This window comes from Butyrivibrio sp. XPD2002 (genome assembly GCF_000423945.1).
Taxonomy (GTDB): domain Bacteria; phylum Bacillota; class Clostridia; order Lachnospirales; family Lachnospiraceae; genus Butyrivibrio.
This window is the reverse complement of sequence record NZ_KE384117.1, coordinates 23,175-47,885: the sequence shown is the minus strand read 5'-3', so window position 1 is coordinate 47,885 and position 24,711 is coordinate 23,175. Positions and strand designations below refer to the sequence as shown.

General features: G+C 44.2%; 17 protein-coding genes and 2 pseudogenes. 3 read left to right on the top strand and 16 right to left on the bottom strand.

What is annotated here, in order from left to right:
• Window positions 1-4 precede the first annotated feature (4 nt).
• The 3 genes and pseudogenes from G587_RS0119795 to G587_RS26915 all read right to left on the bottom strand — a co-directional run.
• Window positions 5-328: an MGMT family protein gene (locus tag G587_RS0119795; RefSeq protein WP_026493659.1), complete on the bottom strand. Its 324-nt coding sequence runs from the start codon at window positions 326-328 to the stop codon at window positions 5-7.
• Window positions 321-1,262: pseudogene (locus G587_RS26920) on the bottom strand (carbohydrate kinase family protein); the annotation flags it as partial. The pseudogene G587_RS26920 and the gene G587_RS0119795, both read right to left, overlap by 8 nt.
• 51 nt (window positions 1,263-1,313) lie before the next feature.
• A pseudogene (locus tag G587_RS26915) lies at window positions 1,314-1,970 on the bottom strand (epoxyqueuosine reductase QueH); the annotation flags it as partial.
• Between the two features lie 119 nt (window positions 1,971-2,089).
• On the opposite strand from G587_RS26915, the gene G587_RS0119785 reads away from it, so the two are divergent.
• The gene (locus G587_RS0119785; protein WP_026493658.1) at window positions 2,090-2,557 is read left to right on the top strand and encodes a GNAT family N-acetyltransferase; all 468 of its coding nucleotides are present in this window, start codon (window positions 2,090-2,092) and stop codon (window positions 2,555-2,557) included.
• Between the two features lie 33 nt (window positions 2,558-2,590).
• On the opposite strand, the gene G587_RS0119780 is transcribed toward G587_RS0119785, so the two are convergent.
• From G587_RS0119780 to G587_RS23740, 4 genes are all read right to left on the bottom strand, one after another.
• Window positions 2,591-4,666, bottom strand: coding sequence for a beta-glucosidase family protein (locus G587_RS0119780; protein ID WP_026493657.1), 2,076 nt, complete (start codon window positions 4,664-4,666; stop codon window positions 2,591-2,593).
• Window positions 4,663-5,580, bottom strand: coding sequence for a carbohydrate ABC transporter permease (locus G587_RS0119775; protein ID WP_242830118.1), 918 nt, complete (start codon window positions 5,578-5,580; stop codon window positions 4,663-4,665). Before G587_RS0119775 ends, G587_RS0119780 begins: the two co-directional genes overlap by 4 nt.
• Before the next feature lie 2 nt (window positions 5,581-5,582).
• The gene (locus G587_RS0119770) at window positions 5,583-6,494 is read right to left on the bottom strand and encodes a carbohydrate ABC transporter permease (RefSeq protein WP_051201183.1); all 912 of its coding nucleotides are present in this window, start codon (window positions 6,492-6,494) and stop codon (window positions 5,583-5,585) included.
• A 150-nt stretch (window positions 6,495-6,644) separates the two neighbouring features.
• Window positions 6,645-8,159 carry an extracellular solute-binding protein gene (locus tag G587_RS23740; RefSeq protein WP_051201182.1) on the bottom strand — a complete coding sequence of 505 codons (1,515 nt, stop codon included), beginning with the start codon at window positions 8,157-8,159 and terminating at the stop codon, window positions 6,645-6,647.
• A 377-nt stretch (window positions 8,160-8,536) separates the two neighbouring features.
• Here G587_RS23740 and G587_RS24815 point away from each other — a divergent pair, with 377 nt between their 5' ends.
• Complete coding sequence (locus tag G587_RS24815) at window positions 8,537-9,517, top strand: AraC family transcriptional regulator (RefSeq protein WP_051201181.1); 981 nt, start codon at window positions 8,537-8,539, stop codon at window positions 9,515-9,517.
• 74 nt (window positions 9,518-9,591) lie between these two features.
• Here the strand turns inward: G587_RS24815 and G587_RS0119755 are convergent, their stop codons facing one another.
• The 9 genes from G587_RS0119755 to G587_RS0119715 form a co-directional block, all read right to left on the bottom strand.
• On the bottom strand, window positions 9,592-10,119 hold the full coding sequence (locus G587_RS0119755; protein WP_026493654.1) for an NUDIX hydrolase: 528 nt from the start codon (window positions 10,117-10,119) through the stop codon (window positions 9,592-9,594).
• Entirely contained in the window at window positions 10,110-11,819 is a 1,710-nt protein-coding gene (locus tag G587_RS26415) for a CapA family protein (protein ID WP_051201180.1), read from the bottom strand. The genes G587_RS0119755 and G587_RS26415 overlap by 10 nt, the downstream gene beginning before the upstream one ends.
• Window positions 11,812-12,471, bottom strand: a complete 660-nt coding sequence (locus tag G587_RS0119745) for an RNA polymerase sigma factor (RefSeq protein ID WP_242830117.1) — start codon at window positions 12,469-12,471, stop codon at window positions 11,812-11,814. Before G587_RS0119745 ends, G587_RS26415 begins: the two co-directional genes overlap by 8 nt.
• Before the next feature lie 46 nt (window positions 12,472-12,517).
• On the bottom strand, window positions 12,518-14,173 hold the full coding sequence (locus G587_RS0119740) for a vWA domain-containing protein (protein WP_026493652.1): 1,656 nt from the start codon (window positions 14,171-14,173) through the stop codon (window positions 12,518-12,520).
• Between the two features lie 200 nt (window positions 14,174-14,373).
• Window positions 14,374-17,658, bottom strand: coding sequence for a carbamoyl-phosphate synthase large subunit (carB, locus tag G587_RS0119735; RefSeq protein WP_026493651.1), 3,285 nt, complete (start codon window positions 17,656-17,658; stop codon window positions 14,374-14,376).
• A complete protein-coding gene (locus tag G587_RS0119730; protein WP_026493650.1) occupies window positions 17,658-18,863 on the bottom strand; it encodes a carbamoyl phosphate synthase small subunit in 1,206 nt (401 codons plus the stop codon). The genes carB and G587_RS0119730 overlap by 1 nt, the downstream gene beginning before the upstream one ends.
• Before the next feature lie 74 nt (window positions 18,864-18,937).
• Entirely contained in the window at window positions 18,938-22,813 is a 3,876-nt protein-coding gene (locus tag G587_RS0119725; RefSeq protein WP_026493649.1) for a phosphoribosylformylglycinamidine synthase, read from the bottom strand.
• 67 nt (window positions 22,814-22,880) lie between these two features.
• The gene (locus tag G587_RS0119720; RefSeq protein ID WP_026493648.1) at window positions 22,881-23,471 is read right to left on the bottom strand and encodes a TetR/AcrR family transcriptional regulator; all 591 of its coding nucleotides are present in this window, start codon (window positions 23,469-23,471) and stop codon (window positions 22,881-22,883) included.
• Window positions 23,472-23,515: 44 nt separating this feature from the next.
• The gene (locus G587_RS0119715; protein ID WP_026493647.1) at window positions 23,516-23,983 is read right to left on the bottom strand and encodes a hypothetical protein; all 468 of its coding nucleotides are present in this window, start codon (window positions 23,981-23,983) and stop codon (window positions 23,516-23,518) included.
• Between the two features lie 177 nt (window positions 23,984-24,160).
• On the opposite strand from G587_RS0119715, the gene G587_RS0119710 reads away from it, so the two are divergent.
• Entirely contained in the window at window positions 24,161-24,709 is a 549-nt protein-coding gene (locus G587_RS0119710; RefSeq protein ID WP_026493646.1) for a VanZ family protein, read from the top strand.
• The last annotated feature ends 2 nt before the right edge of the window (window positions 24,710-24,711 follow it).

Here is a 24,711-nt window from a genome sequence, read left to right as displayed (position 1 = left end):
ATCCTCACTCATCATCCATCCCAGGGTGCCATAAGAACCTGTCAACGTCCACATGTGTCTCATCAACAAATTCTATTCCATCTGCCTCCAGCATTTTTATCTGAATATTCTCGCCGCCAAAGGCAAAGGCTGAGGACACCCTGCCCTCACGATTAACAACTCTGTAGCATGGAATGTGCTCAGGATCAGGATTTACATGAAGAGCATAGCCTACAACTCTGCTCCACCTTCTGTTTCCGGCAAGCATAGCTATCTGTCCGTAGGTTGCAACCTTCCCCTTTGGAATCTTCTTTACAATCTCGTAGATCTTATCAAAGGTATTATTCATGACTCATTCCTTTAAGAACTTTATATCTCTTAAGTGGCTCATCTGCTGAATCTATTCCTTCAGAGCCACCCACCTTCTCAACAGCACATGATGCAACAGCACAGGCAAAGCATCCGCAGTCATCCAAAGAATAGCCTTCTGATAAGCCATATAAAAAGCCCGCCGCGAAGCTGTCCCCTGCTCCGGTAGAATCTATCATCTTACAATCGGGATACGCAGGAATCTCATAGCATTTATCTGCTGTTTTAATAAGACATCCCTTACTTCCCCGCTTAATTACGGCGCATCCAGCACCTGCAGCAACTACCTTCCCTGCGTTTTCCTTAGCATCCCTGCAGTCAGTAAGCATCGCGATTTCATCCTCATTTGCAAGATAATAATCTATATAAGGAAGAAAGCACGCAATGTCACTTAGCTTCTCACCCTTCTTAGGCTTTGTCATGTCGGTAAGTAGTGTCCTTTTGGAATCACTGCCATTCTTAATCGCCTTAAATACCCTCTCCATCGCAGGAATACCAAGAACCGGTGATACAAATATGCTTGCAAAGCTCACAATCCCGCCAAGGCTATCGGCATGCGCCAATATATCTTCTTCCGAGAGCTTCCTTAGGCAGCTCTTAGGGTCAGTTAAGAAAAAACGCTCACCCTTTTCATCAACAAGAACTATATTCACAGATGACGGGAATTCATCTGAAATTGCCGAGCGCTCCGTTGACACTCCATTATCATTAAGAAATACCTTGGTTCTGTCTCCTGCTTCATCCGTGCCAAGTCTTGTAATCAGCTCAGTTTTCTTACCAAGTCTCGATAACACAACGGCTTCATTCAGAGCATCTCCCCCAAATGATGTCCTTATAAACTCCATCGGCATTGATCCGATATCAAAGACTCCAGGATTTACAGGTCCTGCAAGGACGTCCATGACCGCTGCACCTATGACTGATATATCTACATCAGATTTCTGAATGTTCTGAGTCTGGCTTAGTCTCTCCTGCCTTGAAAACTCGCATCCGCAGAAATCCTGCCTGTAAAGATCAAACATGTGAGACAGCTCTATAGACCTCTTATAACCTTCCTTTTTCTTAAAGTCCGAAGGAAGAAAACTGACCCCATATTTATCTCCCATCTCGCTTCCGATTCTGTTAAGTCTCTCTGCATCCTTAAGAGGTGAAATTGTAAGAGTCGTTGTAAAAAACTCAAAGCCATGCTCTTTTGCAATCTTCGCAGATTCTTCAAGTCGAAGCTCAAAGCACTTCGTACATCTGTCTCCGCCCTCAGGGCATTTCTCCAAACCTTTAACAGCCTTCAGGAAGTCTGCCACATTGTGGTCACCCTCGATAATTTCAATTTTCCTGGCGGACGCATCGGAATGCATTCCCTCGAAATTACCTTCTTCAACCTGTCTGTTGTACTCAGCAATAAGGCGCTTTTCCTCCTCTACACGCTTTACATATTCAGGATCATTCATGATATTCGGGTTGTAAAAAAACACCGTGATGTCAAAGTACTGCCTAAGGTACTCGAGGCAGTAGGATGAACAGGGCGCGCAGCAGGCATGCAGAAGGAGTTTTGGGTATCTGCCTTCCTTCTGGAACTGTTGTATTTTCTTTTCAAGCTCTTTTGCGTAGTTTACTTTATTCATATTGGAATTCTTTCTATATCTATTCCTAAGTTTTTCTTTTTTGTATTAGAAATCCAGGGTTTATTCATTTATAATGTTCGTATTACATAATATTATCACAAATCGGAGGTCACATTCCCATGAATATCAGACGCGCTAATGAAAAAGACATTCCTCAGATGCTTGAGCTCTTAAGACAGGTAAATCTGGTTCACCATATAGGTCGTCCGGATCTTTTCAAAAAAGCCACAAAATACACCGGCGATGAATTAAAGGAAATCTTAAAGGATGAGACCCGTCCCATCTTCGCTGCAGTTGATGATTCCGATACCATGCAGGGCTACGCCTTCTGCGTTCATCAGCAGCACATCGGCAGTAATCTCCTCACTGATATCAAGACCCTGTACATCGATGATATCTGTGTTAATGAAAACTGCAGAGGCCAGCATGTTGGCAAAACGATCTACGACTATGTTATAAAGTGGGCAAAGGAAAATAACTACTACAACGTCACCTTAAATGTCTGGAACTGTAACGAAGGCGCAATGAAATTCTATGAATCCCTAGGCATGACACCCTACAAAATAGGAATGGAGCAGATTTTATAATCTGCCCCATTTTTTAATAAAGTTATTATCGTCTTACAGCACTATACTTGTGTAAACAAGATCATCAAGTGCTTCACTATTTCCAAGATAAATCTTGTATTTCATTCTCTCAAGCTGCCACTCTCTGTAAACAGGATTGTACCACTTAAGCTTCTCAAGAGGAGTCTTAACGGTTACAACCTTTGACTCGCCTGCCTTAAGAGATATCTTCTCAAATCCGCGAAGCTGTCTTATGGGACGATCAACTGCGGAATTCTCAAATCCCACATAGAGCTGAACAACCTCTTTACCTTCACGGTCGCCTGTGTTTGTAACCTTGACAGATGCCACAAGCTCATCTCCCTGAATCTCAGCCTCGGGATCCTCGAACCTGAAGTTGGTATAGCTAAGGCCAAATCCATAAGGTATAAGCGGCTTTACGCCATTTTTATCAAGTCTTGTGTAGCCATGATAATATTCGTAATACTGGTCTGTTGCCTCCCAGTCCACATGAGGAAGATCTTCCTCAGAAACCGGTACAACAAACGGAAGCTTTCCGGAAGGATTTACATCTCCAAAGAGAATTTCCGCAAGGGCTGTGCCGCCCTCCATTCCGGGATAATAAGCCATAAGAACCGAATTCACCTTATCAATCCAGTCTGTCATCATGATCATGTTTCCGCCGATCAGAACAACAACAGACTTTTCATTAACATCTCCTGTCTCCTGAAGGAGCTTCACATCCTCATCATGAAGTCCAAGTCCTCTCTTTCTGTCACCACCGATAGCTCCTGTGTAGTTATCAGAGGTGTCTGTTGAAATGAACTCACCTTCGTCATCATGATTATATCCAACAACATAGATAACAGCATCTGCTTCAGAAGCAGCCTTCTTTACCTCTGCTAGGTCGGAGCCATCCGCATACAAAATCTCAGCCGATGGAACTGCTTCCTTAATACCCTGAAGAGGTGTCTTTACATAAGGAGGTCTGACCCAGCTGGAGCCTTGATCACCGATAACCTCAGCATCAGCCAGTTTTCCAACTACAGCTATCTTCTTAATGTTCTTGGCAAGAGGAAGAACATTTTTATTCTTCACAAGAGTGATTGCTTCTTCAGCTGCTCTCTTTGCAAGCTCGATATGCTCCTTACTTCCCACAACTGACATATCGTACTCTTTATGATCCTTATCAAAGGCGAGAATCGTGCGGACAATTCTGATAGCTGCATCATCAATTCTGCTCTCCGGAACAAATCCATCCTTAACAGCCTGAACAAGCCTCTTACCAAAGAACTGTGTCCACAGCATCTCCATATCCTGACCGCCGTTGGCAGCTTCAACAGTATCAAGAACACCCCAGCAGAAATCGGACATTACAAAGCCGTCAAAGCCCCACTCCTTCTTAAGCACCTGACTTAAGAGATATTTGTGGTGACCACACTGTACACCGTTGTAGCGGTTGTAGGAGCTCATTATGCTTGCACAGCCTGCGTCCACGCAGTCCTTAAAGTGCGGCAGATAAACCTCCTGCTCCGTTCTCTGATCGCAGGTTACACTAACCTTGAATCTGGCATTTTCCATGTCATTAAAAGCAAAGTGCTTCACACACGCCATAACATCTTCGCTCTGGACACCCTTAACAAGTGAAGCACCCATTCTTCCTATCTGGTAGGTCTCCTCACCATAGGTCTCCTGGCTTCGGCCCCATCCGGGATTATACGGAAGATTGATACATACACCTGCAAAAAGGTTTCCGCCAAAGGCTCTTACCTCCTGCCCGATGGCATGTCCAATCTCCTCCTCAAGCGCAGGATTAAAGGTCGCACCTCTCGCCATGGAAACAGGAAAACAGGTCGACTGATTGTTACCACAAACAACGCCTCTTGGCCCGTCAACAAATTTCATAGGCGGAACGCCCTGCTCCGGAAGGCCGCCTGCTTCGTAGGGCTTTACGTTATAATGAGCACCCTCCTCTGTTCCGAGGACAAGCTCCATGATTTCGCTCTCTTTCATGGAAGTGGCATCAATATTTCCTGCCATGAGACTTACCTTCTGCTCCAAGGTCAACTTCCCAACAATTTTCTTAGCTTTTTCGTCAAATGTCATTCTTAATTTCTTGTCTTTTTTCATCCCTTAACCGCTCCTGCCATCATACCTTTAACAAGTTTATCCTGGAACACAATGAACAGTGTAATCATCGGAAGTACCGATAAAGTCAGAACCGACAAAATAATCGGTATATCCATTGAATGCTCGCCCTTAAACTGTCCAAGTGCAAGAGGAAGTGTCTTATTCTGAGGACTGATTATCAGAGTATTTGCAAAAGCAAACTCATTCCACATTGAAACACCGTTATATATTGCCAGTGTTGACAGTCCTGATTTTGATAAAGGAAGAATCATCTTAAAGAAATTCTGATAGCGGTTACAGCCATCAATTTCCGCAGATTCTTCAATCTCTCTCGGTATTGTTTTCATAAATGCCGTAAGAATGAAAACTGACATCGGAAGAGCAAATGCTACATAAGGTCCGATAAGTGCCTTAAGTGAATCATAGAATCCAATAGATGTTGTAAGCTTGAAAATCGGAATCAAAGTTACATGCATAGGCACTGCCATCATAGCTACGATCATTGCGTAAATCAGAGCATTCAGCTTAAAACTCATTCTTGCAAGCGGATATGCTGCGAAGGCTGAAATAATAAGCATCAGCACAAGTGATATCGCAACAACTATTACACTTCGGAAAAAATATCCGAAAAATCCGTGTGTAACAACTTCAACATAGTTATTGAAATACCAGGGATCCGGAAGATGGAATACACCCTGCTGCAACATGTCGAACTGCTTACGGAACGAATTCATTATCATAAAGAAAAATGGTGTAAGCGTCAGCACCAGCTGTATAATTGCAAAAATAAATGCTATTGTCCACGCAATCCTTGATTTAATCTTGGATATGCGATAATCAGCATCATTTGATTTTCCGAGACTGTTTATATCGACTGCCATGGTAGAGTCGTTTATATTGTGATTACCCTTCATAATTAATAATCCTCCTTAACCTTAAATACTTTGTTAAAGAGCAATGCTATAGCCGTTATCAGAATGAACATTCCGGCTGCTACGCAGGAACCGTAGCCCATGTTAAACTGCTGGAATGACAGCTTATACATATAGGTAGCCATAAGCTCTGTAGAACCTGAAGGTCCGCCCTGGGTCATGTTCCAGATCATATCGAAATATTTCAGTGATCCGATAAGGGACATTGTGCATGCTGTCTTGAAAATAGGGCCAAGGAGAGGTATCGCAATAAGGCGAATGTACTGCCCTCTTGTTGCACCATCTATTACAGCCGCTTCATAAATAGTAGTATCGATGTTTCCGTATCCGGCGATGAAGTAAACCATATAAAAAGGAGTAAACTGCCATGCCATAACACCGATAACTGTGTAAAGTGCATTGGGAGCTGTTCCCAAAAGGTCAATTGTAGTTCTCTTTCCATTAAAAATTGTTGCCAGAGAGGAAATAATTCCTCCGTTTGTTGCGAGCGCATAGATAAAAAGGAATGCGATAGCAACTGAACTCATAAGATAAGGTAAGAACCATATGATTTTAAAAATATTAAATTTCTTTCCACCTGCATCCAGAAATGTTGCAAGCAACATTCCGATGGGAATCTGAAGAAGAATCGAGAATACCATTACGATCAGATTGTGCTTAAAGGATTTCCAAAACATTGCATCCTTCAACAGCGCTTTCCAGTTATCGAGGCCGACAAATATTCTATCTGCCGATATTCCGTTCCATTTGTATCCGCTTATAACAAAGGTATCAACAACGGGATACACAATAAAAATTGTGATTAGCAAGAGCGCCGGTAGCAGGAACACTGTTGCTGCCTTGGCCGTACTCCTTGCTTTCGCCTGAGCAAGCCCCATATTATTACTTTTATCCATATCTCTCCTTCCTGTTTCCTTAAGCAGATATTCTGCTTTGCCTCACTAAGTGATTACCAAAAGGATTACTAAAAACTGCCCGCAGAATAGATTATCCTGCGGGCAGCGGTTTTTTAAAATCCAGCCGCAGCTTAGACTTATATTTACTTCTTACTGTTCAGCAATAGCCTTCTGCATTGCTTCATCCTGTTCCTGTCCGATCTCCTCAGGAGTCTTCTCAAGACCAAAGAGCTCTGTCATGCAGTTCTTATGAACTTCTGTAACAGATGCAGGAAGGTACTGGTCATACCAAAGCTGTACGTTTGATGCGTTGAAGAATACGTCAACTACAACCTTATTGTTAGGATCATCAACCTGTGTATCAAATCCCTTAATGGAAGGAATATTTCCGCTATCCATCTGCATCTTGTTGTATGTATCATCGTTGAAGTACTGAGTAGCCAAAACATAGCAAGCATCAAGCATATCCTGGTCTACAGAACCATCTTCCTTGAAGCAGTTGAAGGAGAATCCGTTACCGATTGCTGTTCCGATTTCTACGTTCTGAGGAACGCCTGCAGCCTTAGCTTCTGAATCCTCAGGGAAACGGAATACGCCGATGTTCTCGTTGTACCACTCTTCGTTATCAGATCTGATACCTGCTACCTGCCATGAGCCGTGAAGCATCATTGCCGCAGAGCCATCATAAAGGAGTGCTCTATCCTGGTTATCATCAGCTGTAAGAGAGTTAACACCATCCGGGAAATATCCCTTCTTTACCCAATCCTGAATCTTCTCAGCTGCATAGATGAATGCGGGACTTGTGAATGAGCCGCCGTTCTCCTGCGTATAAGCTGCATCAAATTCATCGTTACCTGAGTGACGCGCTACAAGATACATGTAGTACATGGAGCCTGTCCACTTGGATGCATTTGCAAGTGCGAAAGGTGTATAGCCTGCTTCCTTAAGCTTAGCGCATGCTGCTTCAAGATCATCGATTGTCTCAGGAACTTCAATACCCTGCTCAGCAAAAATTGTCTTGTTATAGAAGATATCGCATCCGGAAAGTCCTCCGAAAGGAATAGCGAGCATCTTACCGTCATAGGTTGACTGTGCTACTGCTGCATCGATGAAATCAGGATGATCGTATTTTGCATACATATCAGTGATATCATTAGCAAAACCTGACTTGTAGTACTCAGCCATAGGGCCGCCACCCCAGTGGATGTACATGTTGGGAGCCTGTCCTGAACTCATTGCAACTACCAGCTGCTGCTTGTAGTTATCGTTCTGCTGATGAACCTGATTAACCGTGATGTTAGGATAATCAGCCATGAATCTCTGAACAGCACCTTCCTGATTACTCTTAGCAGGATCCTCTGTAGCGATGTCCCAAAGAGTAATTGTCAAAGGCTCGGTTGTCAGTTCCGGAAGATTCTTACCATCGGTCTGTTTTCCGGTTGCTGAATCCGTAGTAGCATCTGCGGAATCAGTACTTTCAGCAGTATCAGCCTTCTCTTCGGTAGCCTCTGTAGATGTTTCTGTGGTTGTGTCAGCCGCTTCGGTCTTCGCTGTGTCGTCGCCACCAGCTGCCGGAGCCGGAGTTGATGTGGATCCCCCACATCCTACAATTGATGTAACAGTCAGAGCTGTTGCAAGAAATGTAGCAAATACCTTTTTCTTCATACAAAACCTCCTTCGTAGAAGCTTGCCGGTAAATCCACCTCCTAATTCTGAAAATACCAGCTTGCTAAAATAATTATCTGTTTCTTTATATATAATGTTAAATTAGTCCGATAATTATTGCATACAAAAAATTGCTATCCATTTTACTAAAATTGCTCTTTTATATGTGCATATTATCACTTTGATTAATACTAACCAAATATGTGATGTGCATTTTGACAGATTTTACATCATTATTCCCACTTTGATATGGTATAATGTCCATAATTTATAAAATAAGTATTAACACAGCAACCTATTGCTCTATATTAAATGGCAATTTTGGAACGCTCCAATATTGCTTGTGTTAAAAAAGAGTTTTGTTGGGGGATTTCTATATGAAAAGGCAGATGGCAAGTGCCCGGGAGAGCGTTCAACACAAGAAAAATACCAGTCTCCGTATGTACATCAATAAGGAGCACACCAACTATCCTCCCCATTGGCATACGGATGTCGAGATCATATGTGCAAAAGAGGGTGATTACAAGGTTATCTGTGCCAATCAGACCTACAACCTTGAAGAGGGTGATATTCTTCTTATCTGCCCTGCCGTTATCCATGAGATATTCTCCACCTGTATCGGAGAAAGAGTTTACATTCAGGCAGATTTTTCAAGGCTCACACTTTTAAAGGAGCTAGAGAAGGCTTTCCGCCTCATGTCTCCCGCTCTTCATATTCAGGCCAGAACCTGCCCGCCCAATATTTACAAAAAATTCTGTAACTGGATTGACGAGATAAAAGAAATCTACTTTGGCTCTGCGCCACCTGTAGAGATGTGCGAAGGCACCACAGGTCACAGTCTCATGTCCTTTACAGAACTTGAGCCCTTCGGAGAGCTTGAGATTTATTCAATCCTCATGCAGTTTACAGCCCTCGCCGGCAAGAACTTAAGTCTCTTCCAGGGCGGTGATCACAGCTCAGAGGATGCGGTATTAAAAAACAGCATATCACTTAGCAGTGTATGTGCTTATCTGTCTGAGCACTTCACTGAGGATATTTCGTTAGAAAGCATCGCGGACTATGCAGGCTTTAGTAAATATCACTTCGCCCGCATCTTTCACGATTACGCAGGAACTACCTTCTATCAGTTCCTACAGCAAAAGCGCATAGGCTATGCTCAGATGCTCCTGTCAAACCCGGAGGTATCCATAACAGACATCGCCTACCAGTCAGGCTTTGCCAGCAGTCCTGCATTCGCAAGAGCCTTCAGGAAAAGCACAGGCTATACGCCTTCCGAATTCCGAATGCTCAATGAGCTCCGCCATCCACTTCCGGAAAACGAGCATTTTGCAGACCTTGCCTCCGGCACTCCTTCATAAATTATCTAAGCAGGAATTCTCCTGCATAAAAAACGCGTCTGATACTGTTCTGTATCAGGCGCGTTACTTATTTGTTATTCTATTACTTTTCCATCCAGCACAGCTTCTGTCAGCTTATCACCCTCATAGGTCAGCTTCAGCGAGAAAAACGGCTGCTCGGGGTTCTTTATAAGGTCAAGGAAAATCAGATCTCCCTTCCAGAGATTAAGCTCAGGGATCCTTTCCCTGGAAACCCACTCGAGTGTCCCCTCATTGCAGGATATAAGTGTTCCTTCAAAATCGTCAGATGTAAAAAGGCACATATAATCAGTTACATCATTGCTAAAAGGGCTCTTCTCTTCTTTTGTGTAAAGCTCATCTCTGTCACCGGCTGCTGCCTTGGAGTAAAAGGTAACAATCCCTCTAAACCTCACTGACTTAAGTGTAAGACCTGTCTCCTCCAAAACCTCACGCCTTACACAATCGTCAGGGCTCTCACCGTTTTCGCAGTGACCGCCGGGTGCAATCCATTTTCCCTCGTTTATATCATTCTTTTTCTTCGTACGATGAAGCATCAGGTATTTACCATCATCTTCTATGTAGCAAAGTGTTGTTATTTCCATAGGTCACCCCAGATATCGTTGCAGAGCGCCTCGCAGTATACCTTTGAGAAGTCAGGATCCTGCCTAACAATCTCATTCTTATCAGCCATAGAGTCTGTATACTCATTCAAAGGATAAACAGTTACGTTCTCAGCTCCGCTCTCTACATGGCATACAATAGCTCTTATACTGTAGTCATCTATGCAGACCTCGCCGTTTTCATCACGGCCAAGCTTAACATTAGCAAGTCCGCCCACCATGCGATCTGCGACCTGATCTCCTGTACCGGATGTCCAATTTACAAAATTGCCGATTGAGTAGTAAACCAGCATATCGCCGTCGCCGTGGTTATTGGTGATCTTGCCGTCGCTGTCCTTAAGCATCTCAATAGGCTGAATTACATGAGGATGCGTTCCGATTACAAGGTCAGCTCCATTTTCTCTGAAAATCTCAGTCCACTTAGTCTGAACACTGTCTATATTGTGATCGTACTCAGTTCCCCAGTGAGGACATACGATTGTAAAGTCTGCATTTTCTTCTGCGTACTTAAGATCCGCAATAACCTTATCCTCTTCAAGAAGGTCCACTGCGTATGGCATATCTGAAGGAAGTGATATTCCGTTTGTACCGTAGGTATAGTTAAGAACCGCAACCTTTATGCCATTTCTCTCAACAATCCTTACCTTATCATATTCTTCCTCGGTCTCGTTTATACCTGCAACCGTTATTTCAGGATAGTTCTTCTTCCAGAATTCGCAGGCATTTATGATTCCCTTCTTACCCTTATCAAGAGCATGGTTTGTGGCATGACAGATAACGTCAAAGCCTGCCTTTACAAGAGAATCTCCAAGCTCGTAGGGAGCGTTAAATGACGGATAGCCTGTAACTCCGAGGTCCTCTCCTCCAAGGATAACCTCCTGATTTACAATGGCGATATCTGCTGCAGATATCTCATCCCTGGTCTTATCGAATATGAAGTCAAAATTGTAATCGCCTGATGTATCCTCTCCGGCCTCCGCCACCGGTGTATGTAAGAGTACATCGCCTGCCATAGTAACAGTCAGCTCGTCAGAGCTCTCAGCAGCAGCCATCTCGGTTGCCTCAGCAGCCTCTGCTTCGACATCATCCGATTTAGCACCTTCTATCTTCGATTTATCAATATTCGTTATCGAATTCTTAGATGCCCCCAAGTTATCGGATTCTTCTGCCGCATCCTCTTTTCCTGCATAAATAGGAACCTCTGCATCGAATAAGCTGTCAGAAGATTCATCTGCATCCTCATAGGCAAATGACTCCTCTGTCTCCTCCGTAGCCTCTGAATCGTATGCGTAATCTGCTGAATCCGTAGTTTCTGTATCCTCCATGGCCATCTCAACGCTGGCTGCAGGTGCTGCTGTTTCCATGGACTTATGACCATCAACGCCCACAAGTCTTATTACTCCGTAAGCCCCAAGCATAACGAGAGCAAAAACAGCTACCCTGGATCCATATCTTGCTACAAATTTGATAATTTTTCCGGATGAACTCTCAGCCTTCTTCTTTTCAAAGTCATTGATGTTTACCTTCTGAAAGCTCAGCGGCTCGCTACCGGCACCTTCGCCTTCCTTGTTGTCATTACCCGCGTTATCTCCTGCAACCTCCTTCTGAATATTCTCGAGGAGTCTTGCACGCATCTCGTCAGTAATGACTATGTTTTCCATAACTTCATTATACTTACTCAAAGTCATACGCCTCCTTTAGAATATTTTTCAGCTGCTGCCTTCCGCGGTTTAAGTCGGAGCGAACAGTGGATTCATTCCTCTTTAATATCTCAGCTATATCCTTGGTGGAATAACCCTCCTGATAAAAAAGATGAATTACCTCCCTGTACTTTTCCGGAAGCTGCTTGACAGCATCCCACACGAACGCAAGGTCCTCCTTATTATCCGCAACAAGCTCCTCAGAAAGCTCATCCGCTTTTCTGACATTGTTATAATCGATCTTGTTTTTACTAAGATTAGCTGCCACTGTTAAAAGCCAGGCCTTTTCATGATTTGCATTTTCAAAGGCCGGCGCCTTTCTTATGTATTGAATAAGTGTATCCTGAACGATATCCTCTGCGTCGCTCATATTGTGAAGATATGAGTAGGCTGTCCTCAGGATTGCGTTACCGTATCTGTCGAGGAGCTCCCCAGCTCTCTCTGCGGGATTCCCAATTGCTGCAGTAGCATCACCGCTTATAACAGACTTAACGGTCTTTGCGGAAGCCTGTACCATTGCAAACAGGTGACCTGCTGCTTTGGTACAGGAGTTCCATATATCATTGAATATATCTAATAAACTATTATATTTTCCCTCTATAATTTCTTCATTTTGCAGTGTAAGTGTATACATAACTCCCTCTTCCCCTAAAAGTCGCCATGTATTAGTATATCACCTATTAACTGCGCTTTGCTACCATTCTTACAAGCTGATTGAATTCATCTTTATATTCATCTGTGTTCTCAACCTGCTTGTAGCCATCCATAATGTCCTGAAGAGTAGCTGTTCCCTTGTGTTCGCTGTCTGAAAGGATCATTGCGAACTCTGCCACAAGGCCTGCAAATCTGATGTTCTCGCTGCCCTCTTCGCTGAAGTCCTTATCGCCAACAACTATTGAAAAAAGCTCTGACTTGTCTGCCTCAGGCTCCTTATAACGAACACTTACTGTTGCATACTCTGAATAGAACTCTGAATTCTCATCTGCCTTCTCCTCACTCTTGTCATCTGAAGACTTGTCCTGATACTTAAGATTTATAGCACCCTGACTTCCCTCGGGAACTATCTCATAAAGAGCAACAACGCTGTGTCCTGCGCCGATCTCACCTCCGTCCTTGGTGTCATCATTGAAATCAGCATCGTTCATGAGTCTGTTTTCATAGCCGATCAGTCTGTAGGAATTAACTCTTGCAGGATTGAACTCAACCTGGAGCTTAACATCCTTTGCAACTGTAACAAGTGTTGACCCCATCTCATCTACAAGAACCTTCTTACCCTCAAAAAGTGAATCGATGTATGAGTAGTTACCATTGCCGCGATCTGCAAGTCTCTCAAGGTTATCGTCCTTAAGATTGCCGGTTCCAAAACCAAGTACTGATAAGAAGATTCCGTTGTTCTTCTTTTCCTCAATAAGCTTCTCAAGGTCATCGGGATTATCAACACCTACATTAAGATCACCATCTGTGCACATCACTATTCTGTTGATGCCGCCATCGATGTAGTTATCCTCTGCAATCTGATATGCCTTCTGGATTCCTGCCTCACCGTTTGTGCATCCTGAAGCTGACATACTGTCTATTGCATTTATGACCTCTCTCTTATTCTTCATGCTCTCACCTGCGAGAAGAACCTCTTCATGTCCTGAATAAGTTACGATTGAGATAACGCCCTTTCCGGGAAGTGAATTAACCAGCTCTGTGAGTGACTTCTGTAAAAGAGGAAGCTTGTCAGGCTCATCCATTGATCCGGATACATCTACCAGGAATACCAGGTTGCTTGCAGGTGCCTCTGAGAGATCTATATCCCTTGTCTTCATTCCCACGAACATAAGCTCATGATCCTCATTCCAGGGGCAGGTGGTAATTTCTGTTGTAATACCGAACTTATTATTTCCCTCAGGATTATTAAGGTCGTATGAAAAATAGTTGATGAACTCTTCAGGTCTTACTGCATCTGTATTGATTTCTGAAAGAGTGTATCCATCCTCTATCATTCTTCTTACGTTTGAGTAGGAGGCTGTGTCCACGTCAGCTGCGAAGGTTGAAAGCGGCTTTGTACTAACAAGGTTATAACCGTTCTCCTCAGGCTTCTCGTAGGACTCTGTGTTATACTGAGGCTCTTCGGGATAATACATATCCGTGCATTCCTCGTATGCCTCAGTGGCATAGCATGCAGAATCTTCTGTTGCAGTCTCATATTCGTATGAGCTGTCGCTTTTTGTTTCTGTAGCAGTTGTGGCAGCTGTTTCTGTCATCTTACTGCTACCGCAGCCGCAGATAGAGCTGGCTGCGATGATTGTGCTTAGCACAACCGGTGTAACTTTCATTTGTCTTCTCATAACTTTTTCCCTCCGATAGCAATTGCTTTTGTTACCTTTCCCCTTTTGAAAAGTAACTGTTTTTTGCTGTTCTACTCTATATACAGATGGCGTTATGAAAATGTTGCAGGGTTTAAAAATATTTTTTTGCAAAAAAACGTGCCGGATTTTTCCGACACGTTTCGTTATTTATTATGCTGTTTTTCTTTATAAAAAGGTTCTCATATCTTAGCTATATCAACAAGCTCAAGTGTATCCTCTTTATATGCATCCTCAAGACTTGTTACCAGAGCTCTTGCAGTATCAAGCGCAGTGATTACGTTTACGCCTGTCTCGATAGCTGTACGGCGGATAAGGAATCCGTCACGACTCTTGTCACGTCCCTGTGTGGGAGTATCGATAACAAGGTCGATTCTGTGACCAAGGATAAGGTCGATGACAGTAGGTGACTCCTGGCTGATACGGTTTACCTTACGAGCCTTAACACCATTTTCATTCAAGGTATCAGCTGTAGATCTGGTTGCATAGATGATATAACCGAGCTTTTCAAAGCGTCTTGCTATCTCTATAACCTCACCCTTATCTGAATCCTTAACGGTGATGATCATCTGCTTATGCTTGGGAAGCTTGATACCAGCGCCAAGGAAGGCCTTGTAAAGAGCCTCACTGTAGGACTTGCTGATTCCAAGACACTCACCTGTACTCTTCATCTCAGGTCCAAGACTGATCTCAGCTCCTCTGATCTTCTCGAAGGAGAATACGGGCATCTTAATAGCGATGTGCTCAGCTTCAGGCTGAAGTCCGGGAGTGTATCCAAGGTCAACAAGCTTTTTGCCCATCATTACCTGTGCTGCAAGATCAACGATCGGAATACCTGTAACCTTACTGATATAAGGAACTGTACGTGATGATCTGGGGTTAGCCTCAATGATGTAAACCTCATCACCTACAGCGATAAACTGTACATTTATAAGTCCGACTACGTGGAGTGCCTTTGCAAGTCTTGCTGTGTAGTCAGCGATTGTCTGCTTAACCTTATCGGAAAGTGACTGTGCAGGATAAACTGAGATTGAATCTCCGGAGTGGATACCTGATCTCTCGATATGCTCCATGATACCGGGGATTACAATGTTCTCGCCGTCACAAACCGCATCTACCTCAGTCTCAACACCCTGCAGATACTTATCTACGAGGATCGGGTGATCCTGAGCAATTCTGTTGATGATGTTAATAAACTCCTCAATTTCCTGATCTGAAAGAGCTATCTGCATGCCCTGTCCGCCAAGTACGTAGGAAGGACGAACAAGTACGGGATATCCGAGTCTGTTGGCAACCTCTTTTGCTTCCTCAGCTGTGAATACTGTTGCACCCTCAGCACGCTTTATTCCTGTCTCCTCAAGGATTCTGTCGAAGATCTCTCTGTCCTCTGCAGCATCTACGTCCTCTGCCTTTGTACCGTAGATCTTAACACCCATCTTCATAAGATCCTGAGTGAGCTTGATTGCTGTCTGACCACCGAACTGAACAACTGCTCCGTCGGGCTTTTCAAGTCTTACGATGTTCTCAACATCCTCGGGTGTGAGAGGCTCAAAGTAGAGCTTATCTGCGATATCAAAGTCAGTTGAAACCGTCTCAGGGTTGTTGTTGATGATGATGGTCTCGTATCCTGCCTTCTCAAATGCCCATGTTGCATGAACTGAGCAGTAATCGAACTCGATACCCTGACCGATTCTGATAGGACCAGAACCAAGAACCAGGATTTTCTTTTTACCTGAGCCTTCGCCCTCTGCCTCGTTCTCCTCATCACTGTCTCCGTAAACTGAGTAGTAGTAAGGAGTCTCAGCTGCAAACTCAGCCGCACAGGTATCAACCAGCTTGTAGGCTGCCTTTATTCCGTAGAAATCCCTTAAGGTCTTGATAGTGTCTACTGAAAATCTTGTAAGTCTGCTTATAACCTTATCGGGATACTCAAGTCTCTTTGCCTTAAGAAGTGTATCAAAGCTGATAAGCTTTTTAGCCTCTTCAAATTCGGGGACGTTCTCCTCAGAAACCTTATGACGGGCGATTGTGCTCTTTTCACCGATTCTAAGGAGCTTTAATTCCATCTTGATAAGTGTGTGGATCTTATCGATGAACCAGAGGTCGATCATGGTAATATCATGGATCTCATCGTGGCTCATTCCTCTTCTGAGAGCCTCTGCGATAACCCAGATTCTCTGATCATCTACTACAGTCAGACGGTCCTTGAGCTCATCATCATCAAGCTCTGAAAAATCGTAGCTTGTAAGGCAGTCAACGTGCTGCTCCAGTGAACGGATAGCCTTCATCATAGCGCCTTCGAAGCTATGGCAGATACTCATAACCTCACCGGTAGCCTTCATCTGAGTTGTAAGCGTACGCTTTGCCGTAATAAATTTATCGAAAGGCAGTCTGGGGAATTTTACTACGCAGTAGTCAAGTGTAGGCTCGAAGCTTGCGTAGGTCTTTCCTGTGATTGCATTCTTGATCTCATCAAGTGTATATCCAAGAGCGATCTTAGCTGCAACCTTGGCGATCGGATATCCTGTTGCCTTGGAAGCAAGCGCTGAAGAACGGCTTACTCGAGGGTTAACCTCGATTACGCAATACTCAAAGCTTGTGGGGTGAAGCGCAAACTGTACGTTACATCCACCTGTGATCTGCAGCTCATCAATGATGTTGAGTGCAGCGCTTCTGAGCATCTGGTACTCTTTATCTGTAAGTGTCTGTGAAGGTGCAACTACTATACTGTCACCTGTGTGAACACCGACGGGATCGATGTTTTCCATGTTACAAACAGTGATGCAGTTACCTGCACTGTCTCGCATTACCTCGTACTCGATTTCCTTCCAGCCGGCGATGCAGCGCTCTACAAGAACCTCGTTAGCTCTTGAAAGACGAAGTCCGTTTTCAAGTATCTCCTCACACTCTGCTCTGTTATGTGCGATTCCGCCGCCACTTCCACCAAGGGTGAACGCAGGACGAAGAACTACGGGATAGCCAATCTTCTCAGCAAAAGCCACACCGTCATCAACGTTATGTACAACCAGAGATGCTGCGCAGGGCTCGCCGATCTTCTCCATTGTATCCTTGAATTCCTGGCGGTCCTCAGCCTTCTTGATTGTCTCAGCAGTTGTTCCAAGAAGCTTTACATTATGAGCTGCAAGGAAGCCTGACTCAGCAAGCTCCATTCCAAGGTTAAGTCCTGCCTGTCCTCCCAGTGTAGGAAGTACGCTGTCAGGCTTCTCCTTTTCAATGATCTGCTCAAGAACCTTGACTGTAAGGGGCTCAATGTAAACTTCATCTGCAATATCTTTATCTGTCATGATGGTCGCAGGATTGGAGTTAACAAGAATTACTTCTATTCCCTCCTCCTTCAGTGAGCGGCAAGCCTGAGTTCCCGCATAGTCGAACTCTGCTGCCTGTCCGATTACAATCGGGCCTGAACCTATGACCAAAACCTTTTTCACATCTTTATTCTTTGGCATTATGCATCCTTCCTCATCATCTTAATAAAACGATCAAATAAGTATCCGCTGTCCTGAGGGCCGCAGCAGGCCTCGGGGTGAAACTGAACTGTAAATATGTTTTTGCCCACATACTTAAGTCCCTCGTTTGTTCCATCATTTACATTCACAAAAGCAGGCACGGCAACCTTCGGGTCAAGCTTATCAGTGTCAACTACATAGCCGTGGTTCTGTGATGAAATGTAAACCCTGCCGGTCTCCAAGTCCTTAACCGGGTGGTTACCACCGCGGTGACCGTATTTCATCTTATAGGTATCAGCGCCGGTTGCAAGAGCCATAAGCTGATGTCCAAGGCAGATGGCAAAGATCGGAACATCTGATGCATAAAGCTTTTTGATCTCCTCAATAACTCCCGTGCACTCCTTCGGATCGCCGGGGCCGTTACTGAGCATGATTCCATCAGGCTTATCCTTGAGCATCTCCTCTGCTGTGGTATCAGAAGGATAAACTGTAACGTCACATCCTCTTGCTGCAAGTGAAGCTGCTATATTGTCCTTTGCACCTACATCAAGAAGTGCAACCTTAAGTCCCTTACCGTTTAACTCTTTTACTATGCTGGGGCGTTTTTCGCGCTTACTAAGGTCTCCCTTAAGCGCTGCCTCATAATCCTCTTTCTTAAATACAGCACTTCCGGAAAGAGGTCCGTTTTCAGCCAGGTCCCTGCTGCCTTCTATCTTCTTTATCTCCTTGCAGGAAACCTTCTCAACAACCTTTCCTGTGTTATAGGCCTTGAGCCTCGGAATGATCGAGTCAATGTTGTAATTCTCGTCAGTTGTGATCATTCCGTTCATGGTTCCCTTTTCACGAAGGATGCGAACCAGCTTACGTGTGTCTATTCTCTCTATGCCGGGAATATCATATTCTTCCAGAAATTCCTGGACTGTCATGTCGCAGCGGAAGTTAGATACCACATCTGAGAGCTCTCTTACGATAACTCCATCAAGCCATATGCGCTCAGATTCCATGTCATCTCTGCAAACACCGTAATTACCAATAAGTGGATAAGTCATGCAAACTGCCTGTCCTGCATAGGACGGATCAGTGAACACCTCTGTGTAGCCCGCCATGGAAGTATTAAAAACTATCTCGCTTATAACTTCCCTTTTGGCGCCAATGGCTTTTCCCTTAAAAACGGTGCCATCTTCCAAAATCAAAAATGCTTTCATTCGCTCCTCCTGAATATTTTAATACGTGATTTGCATGCAAGCATGCACTCAAACTTGCGCTTGCAAATAGCTTATCACTCAAAGTATCTAACTCCGCTCTCGAATATCTTCATATCCTGCTCACCGAAGATGTTCACTGCAACGCCGTCGCCGCGTCTCTCTGAGTGGCACATCTTACCAAGGCAGCGTCCGTCAGGTGATGTGATACCCTCAACTGCCATGTAGGAACCATTGATGTTCCAGAGGTTATCAAGATGTACCTGACCCTCAGGATCACAGTACTGTGTTACGATCTGTCCGTTCTCGAAGAGGTTCTTAAGAACATCTGTAGGTGCTACGAAACGTCCCTCTCCGTGAGATGCGGGGTTAACATATACGCCGCCAAGCTCAGCGCCCTGCATCCAGGGTGACTTGTTGCTTACAACTCTAAGATAAGCCATTGTTGAGATGTGGCGTCCGATTGTGTTGAAGGTCAGTGTCGGGCTCTCAGGGTTCTGACCTGTGATCTGTCCGTTAGGTACAAGGCCAAGCTTGATCATAGCCTGGAATCCGTTACAGATACCAAGTGCAAGACCATCTCTGTTCTGAAGAAGGTCATTTACAGCCTCCTTGATGCTCTCGTTCTGGAAAGCTGTTGCGAAGAACTTAGCACTTCCGTCAGGCTCATCACCAGCTGAGAATCCGCCGGGGAACATGATGATCTGTGCCTGCTCTATAGCCTTCTTGAACTCAGCAACTGACTCTACGATATCCTCAGCATTTCTGTTTCTGAAGATCTTAACGATTGTGTCAGCGCCTGCTCTCTCAAATGCCTGAGCTGAGTCGTACTCACAGTTACTTCCGGGGAATACAGGAATGAAAACTGTGGGCTTTGCTGTCTTATTTTTGCATACATATATATCTGAAGCTTTATATTCTTTTGTTAAAGCGCCATCCTCGAAGATGCTCTTCTTATCTGCGCTCTCTGTATCCTCCTCAGAAACAGGTGCTACTGAAGGGAATACCTTTTCAAGCTTGTTCTTCCAGTTCTCAAGAGCTTCCTCTTCGGAAATCTCTACATTACCGATTGTGAACTTGCCGTCATCAGTTACATAACCGATCTCTCTTGCCTCTCTGAGAGCCAGAACATCACCGGCCTTATCAGCAGGAACCTCAAGAAGGATGTTACCGATTCTGTTTGTGAAGAGATCTTCATGCTTAACACATTCTGCAATCTTCACACCGAAGCCGTTACCGAATGCCATTTTGCTGATTGCAGCTGCAACACCGTAGCAGTCGATTGCATAAGCAGCCTTTACATAGCCCTTCTGCATAAGGTCATGGATCTCATCATAGCGAGCCATAACCTTTTCATAATCAGGAAGGTCATACTCATCTCTGTCGATAGGAAGCTCGATAAGCCAGTCGCCTGCTGCCTTGAGTTCGGGAGTAATAACATCCTTGCCCTCTGCTACATCTACAGCAAAGGATACAAGTGTAGGCGGAACGTTGATCTCGCCTGATGCTCTCTTCTCGTCACCCTCGTAGAAGAAGGAACCTGACATTGAATCCTTACCACCGATTGAAGCAATACCGAATCTAAGCTGTGCCTCGAAGGATCCAAGAAGTGCTGTAAGAGGCTGGCTCCATCTTGTCTTGTCAGCAGTCATTCTCTGGAAGTACTCCTGGAATGTAAGGTGAAGCTTCTTATAATCACCACCTGTTGCAACAATTCTTGCAACAGACTCTGTTACTGCATAAGCAGCTCCGTGATAAGGGCTCCATGATGAAAGGTACGGATCAAAGCCGTAAGCCATCATTGTTACTGTATCTGTCTTACCACCAAGAACAGGAAGCTTTGCGATCATAGCCTGTGTCTCAGTGAGCTGATATTTTCCACCAAAAGGCATTGTTACTGTGCCTGCACCGATTGAAGAGTCGAACATCTCAACGAGACCCTTCTGTGAGCAGACATTGAGGTCTTCCATCTCTGCAAGCCATGCCTTCTTAACATCGTTTTCTGCAAGTGCTTTGCCTGCTGCCTCGCATGCGTATTTTCCTAAATAGTTCTCGTCCTGTTTAGGAATAAGAACCTCAACCTCAGTCTCCTGGTGAGCACCGTTTGTATCAAGGAATGAACGCTTGATATCAACGATCTTCTTACCTCTCCACTTAAGGACAAGTCTGGGCTCCTCGGTTACAACCGCAACCTTAACAGCCTCAAGGTTCTCCTCTGCAGCATACTCAAGGAACTTATCTACCTGAGAAGGATCAACAACAACTGCCATTCTCTCCTGTGACTCAGAGATTGCAAGCTCTGTTCCGTCAAGACCTGCATACTTCTTCGGAACCTTATCAAGATCTACATCAAGACCGTCTGCAAGCTCACCAATAGCAACGGATACACCGCCTGCACCGAAGTCGTTACATTTTTTAATAAGCTCTGAAACCTCAGGTCTTCTGAAAAGTCTCTGAAGCTTACGCTCTGTAGGTGCGTTACCCTTCTGAACCTCAGCTCCGCAGGTAAGGATTGAATCTGCTGTGTGAGCCTTGGATGAACCTGTTGCACCGCCGCAGCCATCGCGTCCTGTTCTTCCGCCAAGGAGTACGATGATATCTCCGGGATCAGATGACTCTCTGATAACGTGCTCCTGAGGAGCAGCACCCATAACCGCACCGATCTCCATACGCTTTGCAGCGTAGTCGGGGTGATAAACTTCCTTTACATAGCCTGTAGCAAGACCAATCTGGTTACCATAGCTTGAATAACCTGAAGCAGCCCCGCGAACAAGCTTCTTCTGTGAAAGCTTTCCTTTAAGTGTATCTGCAACCGGTACTGTAGGATCAGCTGCACCGGTAACACGCATAGCCTGATATACATAGCCTCTTCCTGAAAGCGGATCTCTTATAGCACCGCCAAGACATGTAGCAGCGCCACCGAAGGGTTCGATCTCTGTAGGATGGTTGTGAGTCTCGTTCTTGAAGAATACAAGCCAGTTTTCCTTTACAGGGCCATTGCCGTAATCAACATCGATCGGTACAACTACTGTACATGCATTGTTCTCCTCAGACTCTTCCATATCTGTGAGCTTTCCGTCTTTCTTAAGCTTCTTCATACCCATAAGAGCGATGTCCATAAGGGAGATGAACTTCTCCTCACGCTTCTCCGGATCAGCGTAAACATCCTCTCTTGCGCTTAAGTACTTATCATAGGAAGCCTTGATAGGTGCTGCGTAGAAGCCATCACCAAAGCTTACATTCTTAAGCTCTGTTCCGAAGGTGGTATGACGGCAGTGGTCAGACCAGTATGTATCAAGAACGCGAATCTCTGTCATTGAAGGATCGCGCTTTTCATCATCGTGGAAATACTGCTGAATCCACTTGAAATCGTTAAATGTCATGGCAAGTCCGAAGGACTCATAGAGCTTTTTGAGCTCATCCTCTGCCATATCCTTGAAGCCATCGAGAATCTTAACGTCTGCGGGCTCCTCAAAATTATCAACAAGAGTCTCCGGCTTTTCTTCGTCAGCGATTCTTGAATCAACAGGGTTCATGACGTACTCTTCTATTTTTGTGAGCTCGTCCTTAGAGATGTCACCCATGAGCATGTATGTAACAGCTGTACGGATAACCGGCTCCTCGTCTCCCTTTATAAAACGTACACACTGAACAGCAGAGTCAGCTCTCTGATCAAACTGTCCGGGAAGTGCCTCAACGCTGAAAACCAAAGCTCCTTCGGGAATCTCAATCTCTTCGCGATAAAGGATATCAACAGGTGGCTCTGAAAAAACTGTTGTACAGGCCTTTTCAAAAACCTCATCGGAAATATTCTCCACATCATAGCGGATGAATTCTCTCACCTTTGTCACACTCTTAATACCAAGATAGCTCTTGATCTCCTTGCGGAGCTCCTTAGCCTTTCCGGCGTAGGGTGCCTTCTTTTCAACATAGACTCGTCTGACGTTGCTCATAAATCTCCTCCTGGGTAAATTATTATTATTCCAAATATAGAAAACGCTCCAAGAAAATCTTGAAGCATTAATTATCTGCGGGCACTAACCCCTCTAATATATATAACAATTCGCGGTCAACCGCGGCCTCACTAACACCAATAGTTTTAGCGGATACTTTAAGACCCTCAACCACGTACATGAGGTTGCGGGCACAGCCGTACGGATCAGCACAATAGAATTCACCTGAACGTACACCATTTTCAATTAAAGTCTGAACTATCTGAACTCCTGCGTCGAATTGCTTACGCAGAGGATTATCCTGAACGGGCATATCCTTATTAGAGAAATACTCATAGGAAGCAATAACAAGACTATTCTTCTTGCGAAGAATCTCTTTCTTCTGTTCCTTCAAGAAAAGAGCCAGCATATCGCCGGCAGTAGCGTCATTATTAAGAGCCTTGACAACAGCCTCATCGTCGTCATCATCGGTCTCATCGGATAATACGGCAAGGAAGATTTCTTCAATAGATGAGAAATAGAGATAAAGCCCCCCACGACTGATGTCACAAGCTTCTACGACATCCTTCATGGTGACGTTCTTGAATCCCTTTTCTGCAAAAACCTCGCGGGCTTTTTCCAGAATGTATTTTCTTTTCTGAGCAGACTTCTCACTCATTCAAAAAACTCCTGAAAAAATAATTATTACCGTTTGTGTTGCATTTAATAAGACATGGTTCCCCAAAAATGAATAAGGTCATCCATTTTGAAAATAAGCTCATAGAGGACTCCGGTGTAAACACCCTCTGCCCATACAGTGCCTTTTGTCTGCCCTTCAAGAATATATCTTGAAAGAATTCCCGCAAGGTCATCCATATCCATTATCTCAGCATTCTTTATAAAAATAAGCTCATCCTTATAGGTTGCAATATGATTCCTACTATATACATAGGAATAATTGCGATCGATCATATTGGTCTGCTGTGCCTGTTTTACAAAACTAAGCAGTTCTGAATCATAAACAGGAAACGGAATTGATTTAGCCAACTCATTGTTAGAATAGGTCTCGGCTACCTGTTGCTTAGTGTGTTCCTTAAGCCATGATATATATGGAGCCAGAGTTGCCACATCATCTTTATAGCGGGAAATAATATCCTCTACACTGTTTTCGCCGTCTTTTCCTTCAAACATATGACTGCCCCCTCGCATTCATTAGAATTTTACTTCTTAATAAAAGGTAAAATCTTGCGGAACGTTTTATCTCAATGAATTATAACATAAGAAGCAAAAATGTATAGATGCAATTTGTTCAAATAAAATTTTTGAGTTATACTTGGTGCTAACTAAAATGCACATGTGGAGTTTATTATGAAATATTTTCTTCTATATATAAAGCAAACACTTAGATTTGTATTAAAGCCAATGTCCTTTTTACCGGCCATTGTCATGATGTGCCTGATCTTTAATTTTTCAGGTCAAAGCGGTGACGAAAGCTCTGCCCTAAGCTACAAGGTTGGTGTCGAGGTCCTTACAGTGACCAATGATGTTCTTGATAAGGGCTGGACTCCTGATCACATCTCAGAGCTAAGTGAATTCTATCAATTTTATATAAGGAAGCTTGCGCACTTTACTGAATATCTTCTGCTTGCAATAAGCGTCGCATTCCCGCTGTATGTTTACGGACTTCGCGGATTCCCACTTGTTCTGGTCGCAGGCATAATCTGCGTGGGATACGCCTGCCTGGATGAGTACCATCAGTCCTTTATTTCAGGCAGATCACCTCAGAAAAGAGATGTCATCATTGACAGCTGCGGCGTCCTGACAGGTATCATCATCACAAGGATCCTGGGCTGGACAGGAATGAACACAATTTTCAGGCCGCTAATAAACAAGCCCAAAAAGAAAAAGCGTAAGTAATC